Below are 21,076 nucleotides of genomic sequence, written 5' to 3'. Positions count from 1 at the left end.
TATTCAGTCTGTTGCGATCACGCGTGAAGGCACCGGGCCGGCTTGTTGGCCATCCGGTAATCGTTCTGCGTTGCCAATTCATAAACTTTAATTAACGGGGTCTCGCCTAGGCTGGAACCCTTATTGAATATAACTGCCCGTTACCTGAATAAGGCTTGTGTCGTACTTGCCCCCGTTTATTCACTAAGCATTTAGGAACAGGTGAGCGACGTTAGCTCGTTTTTTAGAATATCGAAAAAGTTCTCGCGTGCTGCACGCTCTAACCATGGGTCGTGCCCGCAGTCCCTGAGTAAAAACATACGAAAATCCTTAAGAACACGACTCAATGGTTCCTGTACGCCTTTGTACGGATGGGGGTCGTAATCTCCATGTATCGCTACAACTGGACACAAGATGGTCTCACCTAATTGAAGCAGTTGTCCACTACGTCTTAACTCTGATGCTTCCTGTGATACAAGTTTAAAAACATCGACATTAGGAGAAATGGGGGGTGGATCGGAAATCAAATCATACGAATCTGTTTTTAGCACCAATTTGCCCATACGAAGCAATGATTCCTCCACATCACTTTGATGGAGGTCGCCAGATACGTGTTGCATCAAATTATCAAATGTCGTTCTATCATTAGCATCAAATCTCTTCCACCGAGTCCCCATGATTTCATCGGCATAGCGGTCTTCAAACGGACTACTACTGACCAGTATCAATTTACTGACCAATAACGGGTAACGAGCTGCGAAGATAAAGGAAAGCCATGCCCCCCATGAATGACCAATTAATGTTACAGGGAATTTTGCGTTATCATCCAGCACCTTTTTTAACTCTTGCACTTGTTCCTGAATAGAAGTCGCCGTTTGCAACGGTTCCAAGACACCACAAAATTTAGCCAGTTCTGCAGCAACAGGTGCCAATTCCCCACAGGCTCCAGGACCGCCATGAATAACCGCCACTTGATAGGGGGAATTACCATGTTTTGTTACATTGCACAAGTCGCTCACCTCCCTGGATAACAGTAGTGTCGTTCTTGCACTCTCCTGCCCATAAGCTCCATAAGATCCAGCCTTGAACCCACATTATTCATACAAAATTGTTGCATACACAAACCGGCGCTACCTAGGCTTTGTGGAACACTCGCGCCGTTAGCGACATAACATTTGCTTTAGTCGAACAGTCCTCTACGGATTAGATTCGCCGTGATCGGCTCCCGCCCAATTTCTCTCGCCCACACAGACAACTGACCAATGTGATGTATTTCGTGAGCGATGACATGACGCATGATTTCTCCATGCCTGTATGTTATCCATTCACCGTTTGGACGTTGAAGCGTAAGTTCTTTACGCTCCATCTCAGGTGTCCATGACGCAACAAAAGGTTCCACCTCTGCGTGAAGCTGTTTTGATAAATCTCGCACTTTTCCCAGACTGCTGTACGCCTCGAAGGGCTCTTCAAATTCCGTCTTCCCCTGCAAAACGCGGATCCAACTGTATTCAACATCGACGATGTGAAACAGTGTTTTTAAGATTCCTCCAACACCGCCAATTCGTGTTTTAAGCAATTCATCTTCAGGAACATCTTCACACCAAGAGAACCAGTCATCACGGACCTGCCAGTTGTAATGAAACAAAGTCTTCATTGTAGGCCCACTCTCCCGTTTCGTTATTACGAAATACTCTGACCATTTAGGTCTATTAGCAGACAAGTTCGGCACTGACGTGCCATATCCTCTTATGTCGCTAACCTGCACGTTCGTATTATGAGGTCAGCCAGTTATTACTGGTTGACCTCTTTAATTATAGAGGTTTTCATTTCCGGTAGCCGGGTAGAACGTCCCTGCCCCTGGGTCTTTGAACCCGCTCGTTAAACTGTGCTATTGCACACTTCTGCCCCTTAGTTCAATAAGTGTAGCACATGGATAGCGTATGAATATGCAATGTCAATGTATAAACGACCGCCGCGTTTTTCTGCAAATTAGAACCGCGGAAAACACCGTATCGGGTTCCGGAGTTGGTCGGGAATGTAAGGAATGATGGACCGGAATGTATTGAGAAGGTAGTTCTGTACGTAATGGACGTGTTGAGCGTAGGGTGTTATCTTCTGCATCGGGGATAGGTACAGTTAAGGGACTGTCCGGTAGTAGGCAGTCCCCTTTGTGTTTCACCGTACGCGTAACGGGCGCAGCTGCGCCCATTAAACCATGTTTACGTTTTCACATATGTGCAATTTTCACACATTGACAAGCTTCAACAGAATTTATATTTGAATATTAAGATTATTTTGGAGAGGAGGATGAAAGGTGTCGTCGCTTATCGATTTTGATGACATGCAACGTATTTTACTGGAGTTGTGTGAAGATCGAGCAGAAAGGCCGGACATGGTTATTAAAGATTTAATCATTAATCCTAAGGTAGGAGAACCGACAGCAAAACAACCAGACACAACGCTATACCCTGAGATTGTTTTTAAACAAACAATCTAGGCAAATTTGAGCTATTGAGCACGAATGGCGGGACCGTCATTCTAATTTGATTATCTTAATTCCCCTTGATGGTACTAACATGCTCTCCAACCCAACGCTAAACAGACAGGCCCTTTTATCCCTTGGCGGAACCGCCATTCGCGTTGCTGCGTTCCTTGATATATCTGTACAACGTGGTCTTGCTTATTCCTGTAGCTTTGGTTATCTCGGTGATGCTGTATTGCTTGGTGTCATACATCTTGAGTGCCAATTTCACCTTATCCTCATCTTTGGCTGGCCTGCCTCCTTTCCGTCCCCGCGCTCTTGCACTCTCTAGTCCTGCCTTGGTGCGTTCGCTAATCATGTCACGCTCAAACTCGGCCAATCCGGCGAAAATGGTGAACACAAGTTTCCCTGTTGCCGTCGACGTATCAATGCCGTCTTTGAGTGATACAAAGTTGATACCCTTCTCACCGAACTCATTGATCAAATCAATAAGGTGCTTCGTACTGCGTCCGATACGATCTAGTTTCCACACTACAACCGTATCGCCTTTTCGTAGGTACTTGAGCATTTCATCTAACTGCGGTCGTTCGCGTTTTGTTCCGGTCATCTTCTCCTGAAATATTTGATCAACACCGTATTGCTTCAGGGCATCAATCTGTAGATCTAAGTTTTGGTCTTGTGTGGAGACACGAGCATATCCAAATATCATCGAGCGTCGTTCCTTCCGTTCTACATCATGTCTCCATGGTACCAAAAATGTTCAAGTAAAGAATTATCGACACCTTGATTTTGGAACGGTTTTTGGTGCCAATTTATAATGACATTTTGGCCATTTTGTAATGCCCTAATGAAAGTACCGAAAACGTTCGTTTATGGGACTAAAAAGGAGGATTTTGATGCAGAAAAGGAGAACCGTTAAATAACACTGTGAGCACCGTGCAGGACAAATTTAGTTAGAGGTGCTCGATAACCAACTGCATCGCCTACCAGTGGCGAAAAGGGGAAACAGTTATAGCCCAAAAAAGCGGCTATAACACTCCTCCTGCTCGAAAAGCAGGCTGATGCCCGGAATCTGAACATTAAAAGGCAACGGAGAGAAGCGCCCGCAAGGGTCGGAACCCTCGAACCGGAGAACCGATACAGAAAAACGAATGCAACAAAATCCCATTGTGTATCATACTCCGGTCCATCATTCCGTACATTGCCACGTAAGCGGCATTGTACGACATTTCGTTTTATATGTACATCTGTGTGTATCTCCCTGAGTACTCTGCGTATATTCCTCTGGGTATGTCTCTGAGTATTTTTAGGTACAAGAAACCCCTTGCTACACAAGAGGACGTGAAAAGACTTTATGCCTTCCGCTATACGTAAGCCATTTTTATATTGCCTGTTCGCTGGCCTCGCTGACTGACGAAAGGGTGACGGATTTACCTCTCTCTTCAGAGATACAATGTCAAGGGCGTTGTGGTGTCTTTCACGGTAAAGCTGCATCCACATGAAGTTCCTTCTCATGTGTACGGGTACTGCGAAACTGTAACTTCATGCCGAAAGCATCTCGGCGTTACGACGGCCCCCCGCCGCGCGCATACCCTAACCGTTCCGATATCTGTGCGCCGGTCCGCTTTACATACGGGGTCAGTTCACGGAGCCGCTCTAGTGTCATGCGGATGCTCGGCCCTGACACGCTGCACGCCGCCACCACCCGCTGGTTGTGTTCCCAAATCGGCGCCGCCACGCAACAGATGCCAAGTTCATTCTCCTCCACATCCACTGCGAAGCCTGTCTTCCGCGTCTCTTGAAGGGATTCAAGAAGAACGTCCTTGTCCGTAATGGTGTAGTCCGTGAGTTTCGGCAGGCCGTAGCGTTCGATGATGTTCAGCGTCTCTTGCCTGGGTAAGAATGCGAGAATGGCCTTACCGAGTCCCGTCGCATGCACGGGTACGCGTTTACCCACGCGAGACACCATGCGTATGGTATGTCGGCTCTCCACTTTCTCAATGTATACAACCTCTCCGCGATCCAGAAAGGCAAGGTGAACCACCTCATTGGACAGTTTGGCGAGTTCCTGTAAATACGGCATGGCTTCGCGCCGCAGGTCAATCGACGACAGGAGTCGCATTCCCAGATCAAGTACGGTGTACCCCAACTTGTACTTGCCGGTCTGAGGGTCTTGTTCGATATATCCCCGTTTCATCATCGTTCCGAGCAACCGGTGCACCGTGCTTTTATACATCCCGACTTCGTTCGCGAGCTCCGTAATCGCCATGCCACTCGGATGCTCACTGACCACTTCCAGCAGCATGAACGCTTTGTCCACCGACTTTACCGTGTAATCGTCCATTCTCCCACCGTTCCTTCAACGTCACTAGGACCTGCCTGCCAGTCGGTTTTGACGGATCAGCGCTTCCAAATTCCGCTACGCCCTCATTTGGAGGGCGACATGAGCTCTGTTTGTTCCTGAAATCCCCCAAAGAAGTCCGCGTTCTGCTCGATAATCCGCTGTGCATGGCGAACTTCGACGCACCGTGACGGCTTTGGCACCAGTTTCCCGGCGTTGCACAAATCCTTTGGATTGAACACGCTGCGGATCGCCAGTTGCGCTGCCAAGTCGGTGTCAGTGAACAAGAACCTCATCTCTTCCAACTTTTCAATGCCGACCCCGTGCTCTCCCGTGATGGACCCACCCACGTCGGCGCAGACTTTCAACACAGCCGAGCCAACCTTGATAGCCTTCTCCGTCTCCCCGGGAATGCGCGAGTCGTAGCAGATAAGCGGATGCAGGTTGCCATCTCCCGCGTGAAATACATTTGCAATGCGTAAACCGGACTCGCGACTAATCTCCGATATTTTGTGCAGAACTTCGGTCAATCGCGATCTCGGAATGACTCCGTCCTGCACGATATAGTCGGGAGAAATTCGTCCCGTTGCACCAAACGCCATTTTCCGGCTGCTCCACCACAACGCGCGCTCCGCGTCGTTCTCGGCCACCTTGACCGTTCGCACGTTGTGGCTCTTGCAAATCTCCACCACGCGCTGTGATGTCTCTTCGACACCCGCGGCCATCCCGTCCACTTCTATCAGCAGAACCGCCTCAATGTCGGCCGGGTATCCCACGTAGTAGTTGCTCTTGTCGACAGCCTGCATCGCCAATTGATCCATCATTTCAATGGCCGCCGGGATGATTCCAGCTCGAATGATATCAGAGACTGTGTCAGAGGCATCGGAAACCCTGTCGAACAGGGCAAGCGCCGTTTTCACGGCCTGCGGCTTCTTGAGGATGCGCACGGTAATTTCCGTGGCAATGCCCAAAGTCCCTTCAGACCCCACCACGAGCCCCAACAAGTCATAGCCGACGGGGTCCCCGAACGGTTGGCCTATGTCCACCACATTACCCGTTGGCAGTACGAACTTCGCTGCGACAATGTGATTGGTGGTGACGCCGTACTTCAGACAGTGTGATCCACCCGCATTCTCCGCCAGGTTTCCCCCGATGGTGCACACCGACTGGCTGGACGGATCTGGTGCGTAGTAGTAGCCCTTATTCGTAATCTTACGTGTCAGCGTTAAATTCACCAAACCCGGCTGAACGACGGCGCGCAGGTTGTCAAAATCAACCCTGAGCAACCGATTCATACGGACCAGGCTGACAATCACTTCGCCGTTAAGCGGCGTCGCCCCTCCGCTTAGTCCGGTTCCGGCTCCGCGGGGTAGAAACGGGATGTCGTTCTCGTGCAACAGCTTCACAATGCGTGCGACTTCCTCCGTGCTTTCCGGAAAGACAACAGCGCGCGGCAGAGACGTCTTCGCCACGTATGCATCACAGTTGTAAGTGTGCAATTGATGCGGCTTGTGCAACACCCGGGACGGCCCCAGGATGCGCACCAGTTCGCGAATGACTTTATCGCCGTTCATCGTGGTTCCCCTCCCGTCGATATGCCAGATCCAGCAGTTCCACCGTGTGCAGGACATCCAAATCGACCTTCCTGCGTTCGACGCCGGCCTTAATCTGCATCATGCACCCGGGGTTCCCCATGACCACGGCCTCCACCCCTTCCGGAATGTCATCCATTTTGCGCTCCAGCAACTGCCCGGCCATGTCCGGATGTGTCAAGTTATAGATGCCCGCACTTCCGCAGCAACGATCTGCATCAACCATTTCCACCAGGTTGACCCCAGGGATCGATTTCAAGAGCTCCCGCGGCTGGGAGCGGATCTTTTGCGCATGGCATAGGTGACAAGCATCGTGATACGTCAACGTACAGTTCACTTCTCCCTGGGGCCGCTCATACCCCACTTCCACCAGCAGTTCCGAAATGTCCCGGACGCGGCTTGAAAACTGTTCCGCCTTCTCGTGATAGACTGGATCGTCCTTGAACAGCTCCGGATATTCCTTGAGCGCGGCACCGCAACCCGCCGCGTTGATGATGATGTAGTCAGTGCCCGTGCGCTCAAACACGTCGATGTTGTGACGGGCCATTTTTCGGGCTTGTTCCCTGTCGCCGGCGTGCACTTGGAGCGCTCCGCAGCAAATCTGTTCCTTCGGCACGAGGACGTCGAGTCCGTTTCGATTGGCAACTCTGACAGTCGCCATGTTCACGTCGGAGAAAAACACGTCCATGACGCATCCCGTGAAAAGCCCTGCCGACGCCTTTCGGGCTCCTTGCGCCGGCATTAATTCAGGCAGTGCGTCGAGCGCCGACTGCTCTGTGATGTCCGGAATCACGGCCTCCAATTCCCTAAGGTGCATGGGTAACACCTTGAGCAGACCCATCTTGTGAACGGCGGTTCGCAAACCGGACATTTGATAGAATCGCATCAATCTGCGGATTTTCTTGAGACGCGCGGGACGAGGAAAAATGCCGCGCAAGAACAATTTCTCAACGGCACCGCTCAGTCCGCTGGGTGGCTCTTGATAATGCACTTGACCACGCGCTTCTTCAATCAACGCTCCCACCTGCACCCCGGACGGACACACAGTTTCGCAGGCGCGGCAGTCCAGACAGGTGAACACCGGATTTATCACTGACTCATCCAGGGGAAGCAGGCCTTGTGAGGCCTCCTTGATCAGATGCACCCTGCCCCGCGGAGAGTGGTTTTCGTCCCCCAGTTGCTGATACGTTGGGCAGACTTCCAGGCAGAATCCACAGTGTACACAGACAGAATACTGGTCTTCCTCGGGTGCGTCGGGCCACGGAAAGGACGTCGATCGCTGCGCCATATCCGCCAAATGCACTGCAGTCTTGGCCATGTTCAGATCCCCCCCACAAATCGACCTGGATTGAGGATGCCCTGTGGATCGATGGATGCTTTGATCCCTCGCAGTAGTCCTTCCACACTCCCAGTCGCTCCAAAACTATCCACCTTGTTGCGCACCGACAAAGGAGCCTTCTCCACAACTGCATGGCCGCCGCACTCGACCGCTTGCTTCCGGACTGCCTCGACAATGTGAACCACCTTATCAGCGGTGAGACCGCGGAGATATAATCTGCCAACACCGTGTCCCACACCAAGTGACAAACGGTACGCATCGACTGATACGTCGGAAAACACACTCGCTCCGATGGCAGTCAGTGTTGACGGTGGGGCGCCGATGCGGACAACAGTTTCCGCCTCCAACAACTGACGATGGTAGACATCCCACCATTCGTCGGCGGAGTCCTTCCGGAACACGGTGCATGTGAGCCCAAGCTCGTCGGCCCACTGTTTCAACTGTGCCGTCTGATCAGCAGCTGATGATTCGTTCTCATCACAATCCACGGACATGTTCCAATTTCCGTGGGACTCGCCAGCGACCTGTTGCCATCCCCCGGACGTCACTTCAAAGCGGCTCGGGATCAGATAGGAATCAACGACTTTTTTGCGTAGATGATCCATTGCCGAGGCCGATCCCGACAACACCACCGTTTCCCGGTGAATCGGTAGCGGTCTCAATTTAAATGTCACTTCCGTCAGGACACCAAGCGTACCAAAAGAACCCGTGAACAGCTTCGTCATGTCGTATCCAGCCACGTTCTTGACGACTTTGGCGCCGGTCCGAACGACTTCTCCGCCCGGATAGACGGTGCGCAGGCCGATGACCATGTCTCGTACCGTCCCGTACAGCACCCGACGCGGACCACTGGCGCCTGTCGCGACCACGCCCCCGATGGTCGCTTCATCTGCAAGGATGGGATCCAGCGGCAACATTTGCTGGTGTTCCCTGAGCACAGCCTGTAGCGTATTCAACGACACGCCTGGTTGAACCGTGACAACCATGTCTTCCGGTGAGTACGCAAGAATCCGGTTCATCTTTCCCATCGCGAGGATGATGTCCACGTCTTCTGGACTTCCCGCCGACAGCTGTGTGCCGGCCCCAATCGGGCAAACGGTCCAACGTTCCTGTTGCGCCAACCGCATGACCTCACTGACCTGTAGTTCGTTGTCAGGCTCCACGACTACCTGAAAACCGTCAGATGCGAAGTGTTCCGCGTTCCTCTTCACGATGCGCACGCAGTCTCTGCCGATCACGGCTGCTGCCGCTTCCGCCACAATCTGCGGAGAGACTTTCGACTCCACTCGTCCCATGTCAGCGCTTTCTCCTCCCCGTTTCCGCATTCTGCCGCATCACTCTGACCGTTTGATAGCTACTAAACTACTAGGCATTCACGTTTGCATCTGTATGTTTGTTCTGCATTGTGGAATTTCGTTCTAAAACGATTGTACAGAAAGAATATTCAAAATACAATGACAATTAAAAGGACCTCATGATGATCCGACCCCAGCAGCGCCTTGACACATGTCTGTGATCCAGGAGGTGTCGCCAACAAAACCAGGGTAAACAGAAATATCGCATAATCCTATCTTTATACGTTTCCTATGAGGAGGAGTCGGGTTGGTTGAACAACATTATCACCCTGTACTCGGCAGTATTGGTTGGTCAGCACTGTTGGCGTTGATTCCCATCTTGTTCTTCTTCTATGCTCTTGCAATTCGTCGGATGAAAGGGCACGTCGCTGCCTTGTGGACGCTGCTGTTGGCCATTGCGGACGCCTGGCTAATCTTTCAATTCCCTCTCGATAAAGCGCTTTCAGCGTCCGTATACGGCATGCTGACAGGTCTCTGGCCCATTGGCTGGATTGTGTTCACCGCGGTATTTCTGTACAAAATCACCGTAAAGACCGGCTACTTTGACATCATCCGCCGCTCCATTTCCGGTCTCACGGAAGACCGACGCATACAAGCATTGATGATTGCCTTTTCATTCGGTGCGTTCCTCGAAGGCACGGCCGGCTTCGGCACCCCGGTTGCCGTCGCCGCCTCCATGCTGGCGGGCCTCGGATTTAATCCCATGTATGCAGCCGGTATTTGTTTACTGGCGAACACGGCGCCTGTCGCATTTGGCGCCATTGGTATTCCCATCACGGCCATGGCGACCGCGAACCACGTGGATCCTCTTTTGATCAGTCAGATGGTCGGTCGACAATTGCCCATCATCTCTCTCATCGTACCATTCTGGCTGATGGTGGTGATGTCCGGCTGGAAGGGCATGAAAGAAGTTTGGCCTGCGGCGCTGACCACCGGTTTGTCGTTTGGATTGACACAGTTCCTCGTGTCCAATTTTATCGGCCCGGAACTCCCCGACGTGGCAGCGGCGATTGTATCTCTGATTTGCCTCGTGTTGCTCCTTCGTGTGTGGCAGCCGAAGTCGGTGTGGAGATTCAAGGGCGAACCGATGGCCGCCTATGAAACGGCTGCAACGCTGGAAAAGGAACAGCAATTATCCTTTGGGAAACTGTTTCACGCCTGGTCCCCGTTTTTGGTCTTGACGGTCATGATCGTATTGTGGGCCTTGACTCCGGTAAAGAAGCTGCTGGGTGGAGCTACGCAAGTGTTTAATTGGCCTGACCTGAACATGGCCGTAGCCAAACATGCGCCAATCACGGCCAAACTCACCCCGCTGGCAGTCACCTACAAGTTTGACATCCTGGCGGCGACAGGCACATCCATCCTCATCGCGGCCTTCATCACGATGTTCATCTGCCGACAGTCCCTCGGAGATTGGTTCCGGACCATGTGGGAGACATTTCTGGAACTGCGCTTCCCGCTGCTCACCATCGCATGTGTGGTTGGCTTTGGGCAGTTGTTCAACTACTCGGGCATGTCGGCGACCATGGCCTTGGCCTTGGCAACAACCGGAGGGCTCTTCCCCTTCTTTTCACCGTTCCTCGGCTGGCTCGGTGTATTCCTCACCGGAAGCGACACATCTTCGAACCTGCTGTTCGGCGATCTGCAAAAGCTGACGGCGCAGCAGTTACACATGAGCCCGTACCTCACGATGGGAGCGAACTCATCCGGCGGTGTCATGGGCAAGATGATTTCTCCGCAGTCCATCGCGGTGGGTACTTCCGCTACCGGTCTCGTTGGCAGAGAAGGTGAACTGTACCGGTTCACCCTGAAGCACAGCATTGCCCTCGTGCTCATTGTGGCTATCATCACCACGCTTGAGGCATACGTGGTCCCTGGTGTCATTCCAAAGTAAACTCGTGTATCAAACCCTTTAGGGTGGCCCAGGCGTCACTGTCCAGACACTGGGTCACCCGATTCTTGGTTCCATAATACAGAACCCAATTTCGCAATCCATAACAATTTGTGATACTATTCAGAAAACTACGTGTGCGATGCACACTATTTCAGCTAAGGAGGTATTCACCATGTCCAAGTACCTTACCCCGACAGGAATGGAGATCACAGGGGCGTACTCGCTCGAGTTTGCAGAAATCTTGAGTCCCGAGGCTCTTGAGTTTTTCGCAAGCATTCAGAGAAAGTTCGGTGCAATCCGCGAAGATTTGTTGAAGAAGCGCCAGCAGCGTGAAGCGGAGATCCATGCCGGCAAACTGCCGGACTTTTTGCCCGAGACAGAACACATCCGAAACAGCGAGTGGACCGTCGGGCCCATTCCACAGGATCTGCAAGACCGGCGCGTCGAGATCACCGGTCCGAGCAGCGACCGCAAGATGGTCATCAACGCCCTCAACTCCGGCGCCAAGTGCTTCATGGCCGATTTCGAAGACGCGAACTCCCCCACTTGGGAAAACACCATCCAAGGGCAGATCAACCTGCGCGACGCGATTCGGCGCTCCATTGACTACACCAGCCCAGAAGGCAAGCACTATGCACTGAAACCCGAAATTGCCACCTTGATTGTCCGCCCGCGTGGTTGGCACCTGGTAGAGAAACACGTGGTGCTCGACGGAAAGCCTGTGTCCGGCGCGCTGTTTGATTTCGCGCTCTACTTTTTCCACAACGCCAAAGAATTGTTGTCTCGCAACTCTGGCCCGTACTTCTACCTGCCGAAGATGGAAAGCCACCTGGAAGCGCGTCTGTGGAACGACGTGTTCGTGTTCGCCCAGGACGCACTGGGCATCCCTCGCGGCACCATCAAGGCCACAGTCTTGATTGAAACCATCCTGGCGACGTTTGAGTTGAACGAGATCCTATACGAACTGCGCGACCACGCCGCCGGATTAAATTGCGGACGCTGGGACTACATCTTCAGCTACATCAAGAAGCTGCGCAACCAGCCGCACGTTATTCTGCCGGATCGCTCACAGGTCACGATGACTGTCCCGTTCATGCGCGCGTACTCCCTATTGACCATCCAGACCTGTCACCGCCGGAACGCGTTTGCCATGGGCGGCATGGCAGCGCAGATTCCGGTGAAAAACGATCCCGTCGCCAACGAGGATGCACTCGCGAAAGTCCGTGCCGATAAAGAGCGGGAGGCACAGGATGGACATGATGGCACCTGGGTGGCTCACCCTGGTTTGGTACAGGTTGCCCTTGACGCGTTCGACCGTTTGATGCCCACTCCGAATCAGGTTCATCGGAAACGCGAAGACGTCCACGTGACCGCGGCTGACCTGCTAGCCGTACCCGAAGGCACCATCACCGAAGCGGGCCTGTGCAACAACGTCAGTGTCGGCGTGCAATACATCGAAGCGTGGCTGCGCGGATCCGGCGCAGTTCCGATTTTTAACCTGATGGAGGACGCAGCCACCGCGGAGATCTCCCGCACTCAGGTATGGCAATGGATTCGCCATCCGAAGGGAATTCTCGACGATGGCCGCAAGGTGACTGTCGAGCTGTTTCGCCAGACGCTCGCGGAGGAACTCAACAAGATCAAGGCGACCATCGGTGAAGCGGCATACAACGCGGGCAAATACGAGATGGCCGCAAAACTGATGGACGACATCACGACCAGCGACGAGTTCGTCGAGTTCTTGACACTCCCGGGATATGAATTGCTCGAGGATGAACGGTTGACGGTCTGAATGGAGCGCGTTCTTGGGTGTACGGATGGGGCTGTCGGGCGATGCTCGGCAGCCTGTTTGTGCGCTTAACAGGCCGCGCGTGCTCCTTGCCAGGTTTGAAAATTAGCCTGACCAACAATAATAATCGTGTATTTACATAGGAAAGTAGCTTGAAAACATGGTCAGACGGTGGCAGGGGCCCCGACAGCAAAACGACCCAATACGGGTCATTGGATCACTGGCTTTATAACCGTTTTTAGCCCTTACCCCATCGAATTCTTCTCGGCATGATGCCCCTTAGATGATAGGTCTCCGTTTACTGCATGAAAATGACACAAACCCGCCATGGTCCATAAATTGGGTCATACACCAACCAACGCCCATTCCCTGATAAATTCGGGACAATGGCCTTCGGCTCCATGGAACGGGTGTTGGCAGTCAGTATGGTCCTGGAGCTAGTCTGGGTCGATACATATTGATTTTATGCTGTCTTCGAATCGAGATGTGCGTGAGCTGCAAAGCGGTTCTTCAGAAAAGCACTGTCTTCTTCATGGTACTGCCCATGAGCCTCGCCCTATGTTCTGTGACTACAGAACATAGTTCGTGGATATTCGATTTTCCTAGATTTCAAGAGTATCCACCGAAACTTTGGATTCTGGTACGACGAGGTCAGGAACTGAAATATCAGCCGGTGGATGCAACCGCATTAACGTAACATAACCGAAAAACGCCACGCCCACACCGATAAACCAAGAAACGTCATACAGTGCCCTCAGTGATGGATCGAACTGGCCGATGAGCGATACCAGCGCGCCAATCAATGTAGCGACAAATGCACGGTAATTGAATCCCTTGTAGTAGGCGTATCTGCCATGCATTGTGTACAGCTCCGCGACGGCAATGGTCCGCTTTCTGAACACGAAATAATCTGCAAACATAATGCCGGCTACTGGACCGAGCAGTCCGCCAATCGTGCCGAGAAAAGCAAAGATGCTTGCCGAGTACTGCATCAGTTTCCACGGTAAGGTGAAGATAGAGAGAATGGCCGAAAGATATGCTCCGCGCCGGAAGTCGATCCATTTCGGGAACAAATTTGCTAAGTCATACGCAGGGGAAACGATATTTGCTGCTAAATTGGTTGAAACGGCCGCCATACAAAGGGTGACTACGGACAACAAGATGACAATTGGATTGTGGAAGTGAGCCAGGATTTGAACCGGATCCCAAAGGACCTGACCGAACGCCACTTTTGCGCCTGAACTTACCGTGATGCTGGCAAACGCAAACAGAAAGAATGTTCCTGGCAAGCCAAGTAGCTGACCAAACACTTGTTCGCGCTGTTTCGCGGCAAAGCGCGTAAAGTCCACTACATTTAAGACTAGGGTCGCCCAAATCCCAATGATGCCAGTGACGGCGGTGACAAACGGCATAAATGCGGAACCGAAGTTGTGAAAACTGCCAGTTTGGGAATAAATCGGTCCAAGTCCATGAGCAGCACGTATGGCCCAAATCACCAGCCCGATAAATACCACATAGACTAACGGACCGGCGAAAATTTCCATTTTCCGGATGGATTCCATGCCGTGGTTCAGAAACAGAACGTTTGCAAGCCAGAAGACGAGGAACGACAAAAGACCTGGCAGCGACAGACCAAGCAAGTTGAAACTTCCGCCTAGATGCGCCCAGCCGGGCCAGATGTTCACGAGCAGCACCATCAATGCACTGCTGCCTGCGAAAGTTTGAATGCCGAACCACATGATGGCCACGAACGCCCGCAGCACCGCCGGAATGTTAGCGCCGATGACCCCAAATGAGGTGCGGATAAGGACCGGAAACGGCAAGCCGTATTTGGCCCCTGCGTGCCCGTTTAAGGCGAGCGCCCCGTAGAGGACGAGCGACCCGACCATGATGGCGGCAATGGCAGCCCATGGTGAAAGCCCCATCGCTACCAACCCGCCAGCAGTGGCATATGTGGGGATGTTGTGAATCATGCCCATCCACACCGTAGCAAAGTTGTACCTGTTCCAATTTCTTTTCTCTTGAGGAATGGGTAATAGATCATGGTTGCTGAACTTACTGGCGCCTTCAGCGGTGAATTTGCTACGACCATCTTGCATTGCAATTGACCTCCCATCATTAAAAATAGGACGTAATTGTTGCATCACCTGACTCAAGCTATCGACTGCGGTGCTGATCTGTCTGTCACAGCATTAACACATGACAGAGATACTTCTTCTAAGAACCTTCCATTTTCGTAGAGTATTCGGCCCCTCTGCACCGTGTAGACTACTTTTCCGTGAAATGTCTTGCCGAGATAAGGACTGTGTGGATGCCGATAAAACAAATCTGCGCTCTCAAGCTTGAACGACGCATTCAAGTCTACTAGCGTCAAATCAGCGTCACTGCCGAGTGCCACAATGCCTTTCTGCGGAAACAGTCCAAAGCGTCGCGCCGGATTCGCAGAAGTTAGTCGAACAATTGCTTCTAACGGCAGCTTTCTAGCCCTATGCCCTTCCTCCAACAGTATGTTCAGCGTTGTCTGCGCGCCTGATATCCCTCCCCATGCCTCGAACATGTTGTCGGAACCTATATTTTTCAGAGAAACAGGGCTAGGTGAGTGATCTGATCCGATGATGTCGACCTCCCCATTGGCCACAGAACGCCACAACAATTCAACGTGCTCTTGGTCCCGAAGCGGTGGCGCACATTTTGCTACACCTCCAATCCGCTCAAAATCTTCCACGGTTAAAGACAAATAGTGTGGGCATGTTTCCACTGAAACATCTACGCCGCGGCTTTTGGCTTCCGTCACGACTGCGACGACGGGTGAACAACTCGCGTGCACGATGTGCAGCTTGCAGCCGGTGATTTCTGCGTAGGCAATGACACGCCGCACCGCCTCGATTTCAGAGAGGATAGGTCTGGTTAAACAGTAGTCACGCGCCGTCTGGCGGCCACTTTTCTGCATTATGTCTGTCAGGTGACGGGTTATAAAGTCGCTTTCAGCGTGTACAGCGAGGATTGAGTTTAACTTTGCAATCTTTTGCATGCCTTTCAGCAATGTGCTGTCGTCTACTCGCTCAAAATCTTCGATGCCGCTAGCGGACATGAAAGCTTTAAAGCCGATGACCCCCCTCTGATATAGACCTTCAAGCGAGTCCAGATTGCCTGGTACTAGTCCTCCCCACAACCGGCAGTCAAGCATTGACTCTCGGTCAGCAGCCTGTTTTTTCAGATCGAACGCCTGGACCGTATTCGTCGGAGGATGGGCGTTGAGCGGCATATCAAAAAATGTCGTCACTCCGCCGGCAGCCAAACTGCGGCTGCCATATGCGAATCCTTCCCACTCGGTTCTACCGGGTTGGTTAAAATGGACATGCGTGTCAATCAGGCCAGGAAAAATGTAAAGTCCCGTTGCGTCGATCTCGGCACGTGCCTTTACGCTGTCCGGCAAATGTTCCTCAATACGTACAATCCGCCCTTCGCGGACCCCGATATCCGCATAAAACCGGTAATTCTCATTGACAACACAACCATTTCGGACGATAAGGTCGTAATGTTCGCTCACAGTGTCTCCCCGCTTTGCAACAAGTCATAAAGTGTACAAGCGACAATCTTAGTAGCATTAATAAGATCATCAATCTTGACGTGTTCATCCGCCCGGTGTCCGTTTGCTTCCTCTAATGTTCGCGGCCCTGCTCCAAACATCACGACTGGTACACCAGCTTCAGCGAAATGGCGAGCATCTGTATAGAGAGGAACACCTTCAATCGGAGGTTCCCCGCCCATTAGCTCGCTCCAGTTCGTTGCCAGAGTTCGGACAAGCCTAGAATCCTTCGCGATTGGTCCTAGGTTGCTCGCAAGCAAAATGCGCTTGATCTCGATTTTGATACCTGGAAACGGTTTGACTGCTTGTTCAACAACGTCGCGAATCATAGCCTCGACTACTTCCGCGTTTTCCTCTGGGATGATTCGGCGATCCAAACGAATGACACATTCATCCGGAACCACGTTCGTATTGGTTCCGCCCTTGATGAGTCCTACCACGAGTGATGGCGAATCAATCCCTTCGACGCTCGAATGAATGTCAGACAAGGAGCGTCGATAATCGTAGAGTGCAAGTAGCACCGCCGTCATCGCCTCAAGCGCATCGTGTCCAGTATAGGGCACCGCAGCGTGCGCAGATTTTCCGATTGTTTTGATTTCTAAGTGTAAGCAGCCATTATGCGCGTTTGTGATGGAATGCGTGAACCCGGCGGCAATCGCCAGGTCAGGACGGATGTAATTGTTATGGATGAGCCATTTAGGCCCAATCATGCCACCTGTCTCTTCGTCAAAATTGAACGCTAAGACGACCCGCCCATTGAGGTCTCGAGCCACCTGCCGTAAAGCAAGAGCGGCAAACGTATAGGAAGCGATGTCTGACTTGGAGACGGCGGCGCCGCGACCGTAGATTTTCCCGTCTACATTTTTTCCGCCGTACGGATCTTCAGTCCATCCTAATCCCGGCGGAACAACGTCTCCATGCGCGTTTAAAGCAATTTCCAGGCCTGTGCCATCACCGAAGGTTGACGAGGCAATCACATTCGCCCCTTCAATCTGGCTTACAGCCGCTGCTTCTTCAGGACTTACTGCCAGGAACGAGGCGTCTTCAAAGCCGAACTCGCACAGACGTCTTTGAATAAAATGTGCAATTTGATGACAATTTCCCGGAGGATTATCTGAAGGAATCGTCACGATTTCCTGGAGAAATTGAATTAAACGCTCCTGATTTGCATCAATGTACTGAAGAATTTTTTGTTTGTTCGCGTCGAGCACCCTGCTACCTCCTCGAACATAAGTTATAAATTTACGAATATTATCGAATTTTAATTGACCTCTGATGTCTGAATGCACTCATTCAAAACGACATCAAAGAGAATTTCCGTTGCTGTTTCAATATCACTGGGCGAAGCGTACTCATCCGGATGATGACTGACACCGTCCTTGCAGCGAACAAAAATCATACCCACATCGCACACACCTGCGATGGCCATCGCATCATGCCCAGCTCCACTTTGAAGCTTGAGCGGTTTAATATTGCGCTTAATCAAGGCATTTTCGATCAGTGCAACCAAACGTGGAGAACAACGTACAGCAGGTGATTGCGTGACTAATTCAAATCGGCTTTCAAGACCTCTCTGTCGACAAATCTGTTCACACGCTGACAGCATCTCGGAAGCGACCTGCAACTTCCTTTGCTCATCAGTATCCCGGATATCCAAAGTACCCACAACGGTTCCGGGAATCACATTCCCAACACCTGGTTGAACATTCAACCTTCCCACCGTCGCCACAAGAGGCGGATATTGATTCGCAATTTGTTCAATCGCCATCATCATTTCTGCCGTACCTGTCAATGCATCCTTGCGCAAAGACATGGGCACTGTCCCTGCATGACCTGCCATTCCTAAGATGCAAAAGTTATATCGGAGCGCTCCGGCGATCCCCATAACAACCCCGCAGGGCTGATTCTCTTCTTGCAGAATTGGCCCCTGTTCAATATGTAGTTCTAGATAGGAGTGGACCGTCTTCGGATCTCGCTTTGCCGATGCGTAGTTTGCGGGGTCGAGCCCGACCTGTCGCATTGCATCAGATAACGTGATCCCTTGCTCATCTGCCGTCTGCAAGTCTTCGTCAGTCAGCTGACCTGCCATCGCCCTGCTACCAATTAAACTTGTATGAAAGCGGGCACCTTCCTCGTCGCAAAACGCTACGACTTCGATTGAACGATTTGGCCTGATCTCCCTTTCAAATAGTTGTGTCACGACTTCAATTCCTGCAATGACTCCCAAGACCCCGTCGTACTTACCCCCTTCCTTCACTGAATCGATGTGCGAACCAATCATGAGTACCGGGCTGTATGGGTCTGTTCCTTCATAACGGCCAATCAGGTTATTCACGCCGTCCCGGTGGACCTTCATGCCTGCTTCTTCCATCCATTGCTGCACAATGTCATTCGCTCGTTCACTTTGGTCGGTAAAGGAAAAACGAGTGACACCATTCTCTGCGGTCGCACTGATGGTTGCCAAGTATTCAATCCGTTCAATCATGCGGCTCACATTTAACCTAGCCATATTCCTCTCATATCTCCTTCACAGACGTGCGTTGTTGATTTCCAAAACGATCTAAAATTCCAACGAACGGCTTTGCCTCGGGCTCAGCAAAGGTCAACGCTTTACTTGTCTTTATCCTGCAGCCAACGAGAGCCTCGCAAAACTTCACGGCGGCAAGTGCACCGTCAATCACCGGGACACCCACTTCACACTCAATTCGCTCGCGGTGCACAGACATCGCCGCGCAACCGAGCACAATCGATTCAGCGGCGTCTTCTTGCACCGCTTGGCGACATTCGTCGATCACGCAGCGAACCGAAGGTTCTGCACCGCCGGTTAAATCCAGTACATGTAGAGGTGTCGTTCGAATACTTCGACATTTATCTTTCATCCCATAGTCATAAAGCAATCGCTCACTCATCATGCGCGTACGCGGCAACGTTGTCACAATCGTAAAGGTGGCGGCAACCATCGAAGCCATCTGCATAGCCGCTTCCGCAATGCCTAGCACCGGAGCGTTAGTCAATTCTCTTGCAGCATATAAACCAGGATCGCCGAAACAAGCTATCACGTAGGCATCGATGGCTTCTTCGCGGTCTCCCTTCTGGATTTCTTCTAGGATTCCGGGAACCGATAGGTAGTCATCATAAAACGATTCAATTGAAGGCGGTCCCATTTGGGGACTCACCGTGATAAGTTCCGTTGACGGTTCCACATATTGACGCAAGTGGTTGCCTAATGAATTCGTCAGAGACCAAGTCGTGTTCGGATTGATTATTTTGATGCGTGCCATTTCTCCGAGCTCCCTTCAGAAAATCAAAGGTGATTCGCCACCTTTTATCTTTCTGGAAATATGGTAGTGGGAACAAATTAGAACCTGGTTTATCATAATTTTTTAAAATGTATGTAAATTTACTTCGAAAAATATCAATGATTCCTGTAGTTTCAACGTCTTCGTATTCTGGTGAAGAACCGCGAACATTGGGTCGTGGAGTCCGGGAGGCTCCAGAACCAAATCATCCGCTGGCTAGATATTCGTTTTCCTGAGTATACGTCAGTGTTTCCATACGTTCTCACTCCCCGCTCTCTGGCAACTTTACACCTTTTCCCTACTCCAAGAGACCTACGTGGGCTAACACCCCTTCAGCTCATAGAAGCTTGGACAAAACACATGCCTCGCCCAGGTGGTTCTAGAGGTTTGTCGAAAGCGACTCATCGTCTTTTGGTCTAACAGTACTGTGTGAGCCGAATGTAGCATAAAGCTTCGGCGATGGCAATGGATTATGTAATAAAACCTTACATATAACTAAAAAAAAATTCGAATTTGTTAGATTATATTACATTATATGTTACGTAATTTGCCGAATGTAGTGTGGGAGATGTGATTGCTCTTGAGGAGGACAAGTGGGAATTACAGCACCTGTTGGACGCTTACGATCAAGTTCGAACGACCATCGACCAAGCCGTGAAAGAATCGAGAGCCTTCAAATGCCCTGCGCAGACCTGCTGAGGTCAGTTGATGGGTAAGTTAAGTGAAAAGATTATTGATGAACTTTACGACAGAATAGATAGGTGAGCTCTGTAGCTCCACCTGTTCTTTTCGTAACATGTGCATAGCCTCAATTCCCTTGAGGATACAATCGGCAGTTTGAAACGATTTGAACCCCAACATCGGGTTCGTGATTTTCTTGATAAACCGATGTGCTCCACGATGTTATTTAGGTATTTAGTTTGTCTAATTCGTTGTTTCGGACTTAATGATTGATTCGTCCTTTAATTGCTGTATTGCCGGAGGATATGTGGGGTTTTATCTACGGTGATGACTCGCGGCGCTTGATTATGCGAAGAAGACAGTGCTTTTCTGAAGAACCGCTTTGCAGCTCGCACATCTCGATTTGAAGACAACATAAAATAAAATCAATCGTCTTCCCTTTAGAATCACTGCTCTATATAGATACTTCCATTGTCCCTTTACTTTGATGTAGGTTTCGTCGACTCTGTAGGAGTCGGTCGTTGGTTTCAAGAAACGGCGAATTCGCTTGTCGAATTCAGGACCGAACTGATGAACCCAACGCATGATCGTCGTATGAGCGATATTCAAACCACGTTCTGCCATGGTTTCTGTTAGATCACGGTAGCTTAACTATATCGAAGATACCAATGGAAACCCAATCGAATTGAAGAGACACAAAAGCGCGCGGGAATCGGAAATCCGATAGACCCGCGCC

At 51.2% G+C, this 21,076-nt stretch carries 15 protein-coding genes and 2 pseudogenes; 4 read left to right on the top strand and 13 right to left on the bottom strand.

The window, feature by feature from the left end; genetic code table 11:
* Positions 1-191 precede the first annotated feature (191 nt).
* Positions 192-989 (bottom strand): alpha/beta fold hydrolase, encoded by a 798-nt coding sequence (locus tag YWK_RS0102170; protein WP_026963503.1) that lies wholly within the window; start codon positions 987-989, stop codon positions 192-194.
* A 170-nt stretch (positions 990-1,159) separates the two neighbouring features.
* Positions 1,160-1,633, bottom strand: a complete 474-nt coding sequence (locus YWK_RS0102165) for a DinB family protein (protein WP_026963502.1) — start codon at positions 1,631-1,633, stop codon at positions 1,160-1,162.
* Between the two features lie 660 nt (positions 1,634-2,293).
* Between YWK_RS0102165 and YWK_RS0102160 the strand changes: the two genes are divergently transcribed.
* Positions 2,294-2,476, top strand: coding sequence for a hypothetical protein (locus YWK_RS0102160; RefSeq protein WP_026963501.1), 183 nt, complete (start codon positions 2,294-2,296; stop codon positions 2,474-2,476).
* Between the two features lie 115 nt (positions 2,477-2,591).
* On the opposite strand, the gene YWK_RS0102155 is transcribed toward YWK_RS0102160, so the two are convergent.
* Positions 2,592-3,170 (bottom strand): recombinase family protein, encoded by a 579-nt coding sequence (locus tag YWK_RS0102155; RefSeq protein ID WP_026963500.1) that lies wholly within the window; start codon positions 3,168-3,170, stop codon positions 2,592-2,594.
* 386 nt (positions 3,171-3,556) lie between these two features.
* Here YWK_RS0102155 and YWK_RS22785 point away from each other — a divergent pair.
* Positions 3,557-3,673 (top strand): annotated as a pseudogene (locus YWK_RS22785) (hypothetical protein); the annotation flags it as partial.
* Between the two features lie 352 nt (positions 3,674-4,025).
* On the opposite strand, the gene YWK_RS0102150 reads toward YWK_RS22785, so the two are convergent.
* From YWK_RS0102150 to YWK_RS0102135, 4 genes are all read right to left on the bottom strand, one after another.
* Complete coding sequence (locus tag YWK_RS0102150; RefSeq protein WP_026963499.1) at positions 4,026-4,805, bottom strand: IclR family transcriptional regulator; 780 nt, start codon at positions 4,803-4,805, stop codon at positions 4,026-4,028.
* A gap of 83 nt (positions 4,806-4,888) precedes the next feature.
* Entirely contained in the window at positions 4,889-6,376 is a 1,488-nt protein-coding gene (locus YWK_RS17875) for an FAD-binding oxidoreductase (RefSeq protein ID WP_051374912.1), read from the bottom strand.
* On the bottom strand, positions 6,363-7,712 hold the full coding sequence (locus YWK_RS0102140; protein WP_084453401.1) for a (Fe-S)-binding protein: 1,350 nt from the start codon (positions 7,710-7,712) through the stop codon (positions 6,363-6,365). The genes YWK_RS17875 and YWK_RS0102140 overlap by 14 nt, the downstream gene beginning before the upstream one ends.
* Before the next feature lie 2 nt (positions 7,713-7,714).
* Positions 7,715-9,028, bottom strand: coding sequence for an FAD-binding oxidoreductase (locus YWK_RS0102135; protein WP_051374910.1), 1,314 nt, complete (start codon positions 9,026-9,028; stop codon positions 7,715-7,717).
* Between the two features lie 307 nt (positions 9,029-9,335).
* On the opposite strand from YWK_RS0102135, the gene YWK_RS0102130 reads away from it, so the two are divergent.
* Both YWK_RS0102130 and aceB read left to right on the top strand, forming a co-directional pair.
* Positions 9,336-10,982, top strand: a complete 1,647-nt coding sequence (locus YWK_RS0102130) for an L-lactate permease (protein WP_026963496.1) — start codon at positions 9,336-9,338, stop codon at positions 10,980-10,982.
* Positions 10,983-11,154: 172 nt separating this feature from the next.
* Positions 11,155-12,774, top strand: a complete 1,620-nt coding sequence (gene aceB / locus YWK_RS0102125; protein ID WP_026963495.1) for a malate synthase A — start codon at positions 11,155-11,157, stop codon at positions 12,772-12,774.
* Positions 12,775-13,373: 599 nt separating this feature from the next.
* Here aceB and YWK_RS0102120 read toward each other — a convergent pair.
* The 6 genes and pseudogenes from YWK_RS0102120 to YWK_RS22325 form a co-directional block, all read right to left on the bottom strand.
* Complete coding sequence (locus tag YWK_RS0102120) at positions 13,374-14,870, bottom strand: NCS1 family nucleobase:cation symporter-1 (protein WP_026963494.1); 1,497 nt, start codon at positions 14,868-14,870, stop codon at positions 13,374-13,376.
* A 53-nt stretch (positions 14,871-14,923) separates the two neighbouring features.
* Positions 14,924-16,321, bottom strand: a complete 1,398-nt coding sequence (locus YWK_RS17870; RefSeq protein WP_051374908.1) for an allantoinase — start codon at positions 16,319-16,321, stop codon at positions 14,924-14,926.
* A complete protein-coding gene (locus tag YWK_RS0102110) occupies positions 16,318-17,571 on the bottom strand; it encodes an ArgE/DapE family deacylase (protein WP_026963493.1) in 1,254 nt (417 codons plus the stop codon). The genes YWK_RS17870 and YWK_RS0102110 overlap by 4 nt, the downstream gene beginning before the upstream one ends.
* Before the next feature lie 50 nt (positions 17,572-17,621).
* Positions 17,622-18,869: an allantoate amidohydrolase gene (locus YWK_RS0102105; RefSeq protein WP_026963492.1), complete on the bottom strand. Its 1,248-nt coding sequence runs from the start codon at positions 18,867-18,869 to the stop codon at positions 17,622-17,624.
* Between the two features lie 7 nt (positions 18,870-18,876).
* Positions 18,877-19,641, bottom strand: coding sequence for an aspartate/glutamate racemase family protein (locus tag YWK_RS0102100; protein WP_026963491.1), 765 nt, complete (start codon positions 19,639-19,641; stop codon positions 18,877-18,879).
* Between the two features lie 735 nt (positions 19,642-20,376).
* Positions 20,377-21,065, bottom strand: a pseudogene (locus YWK_RS22325) (IS6 family transposase).
* Positions 21,066-21,076 lie beyond the last annotated feature (11 nt).

Origin of the sequence: Alicyclobacillus pomorum DSM 14955 (genome assembly GCF_000472905.1) — a bacterium.
Lineage (GTDB): Bacteria > Bacillota > Bacilli > Alicyclobacillales > Alicyclobacillaceae > Alicyclobacillus_A > Alicyclobacillus_A pomorum.
The sequence above is the reverse complement of the archived record's forward strand: the minus strand, read 5'-3'. Positions and strand labels throughout refer to the sequence as shown.

Bases quoted from the DNA above. Each gene is read 5' to 3' on its own strand.
- YWK_RS0102165 (WP_026963502.1), bottom strand. From the start codon at position 1,633: ATGAAGACTTTGTTTCATTACAACTGGCAGGTCCGTGATGACTGGTTC.
- YWK_RS0102155 (WP_026963500.1), bottom strand. From the start codon at position 3,170: ATGATATTTGGATATGCTCGTGTCTCCACACAAGACCAAAACTTAGAT.
- YWK_RS0102150 (WP_026963499.1), bottom strand. From the start codon at position 4,805: ATGGACGATTACACGGTAAAGTCGGTGGACAAAGCGTTCATGCTGCTG.
- YWK_RS17875 (WP_051374912.1), bottom strand. From the start codon at position 6,376: ATGAACGGCGATAAAGTCATTCGCGAACTGGTGCGCATCCTGGGGCCG.
- YWK_RS0102140 (WP_084453401.1), bottom strand. From the start codon at position 7,712: ATGGCCAAGACTGCAGTGCATTTGGCGGATATGGCGCAGCGATCGACG.
- YWK_RS0102135 (WP_051374910.1), bottom strand. From the start codon at position 9,028: ATGGGACGAGTGGAGTCGAAAGTCTCTCCGCAGATTGTGGCGGAAGCG.
- aceB (WP_026963495.1), top strand. From the start codon at position 11,155: ATGTCCAAGTACCTTACCCCGACAGGAATGGAGATCACAGGGGCGTAC.
- YWK_RS0102120 (WP_026963494.1), bottom strand. From the start codon at position 14,870: ATGCAAGATGGTCGTAGCAAATTCACCGCTGAAGGCGCCAGTAAGTTC.
- YWK_RS0102105 (WP_026963492.1), bottom strand. From the start codon at position 18,869: ATGGCTAGGTTAAATGTGAGCCGCATGATTGAACGGATTGAATACTTG.
- YWK_RS0102100 (WP_026963491.1), bottom strand. From the start codon at position 19,641: ATGGCACGCATCAAAATAATCAATCCGAACACGACTTGGTCTCTGACG.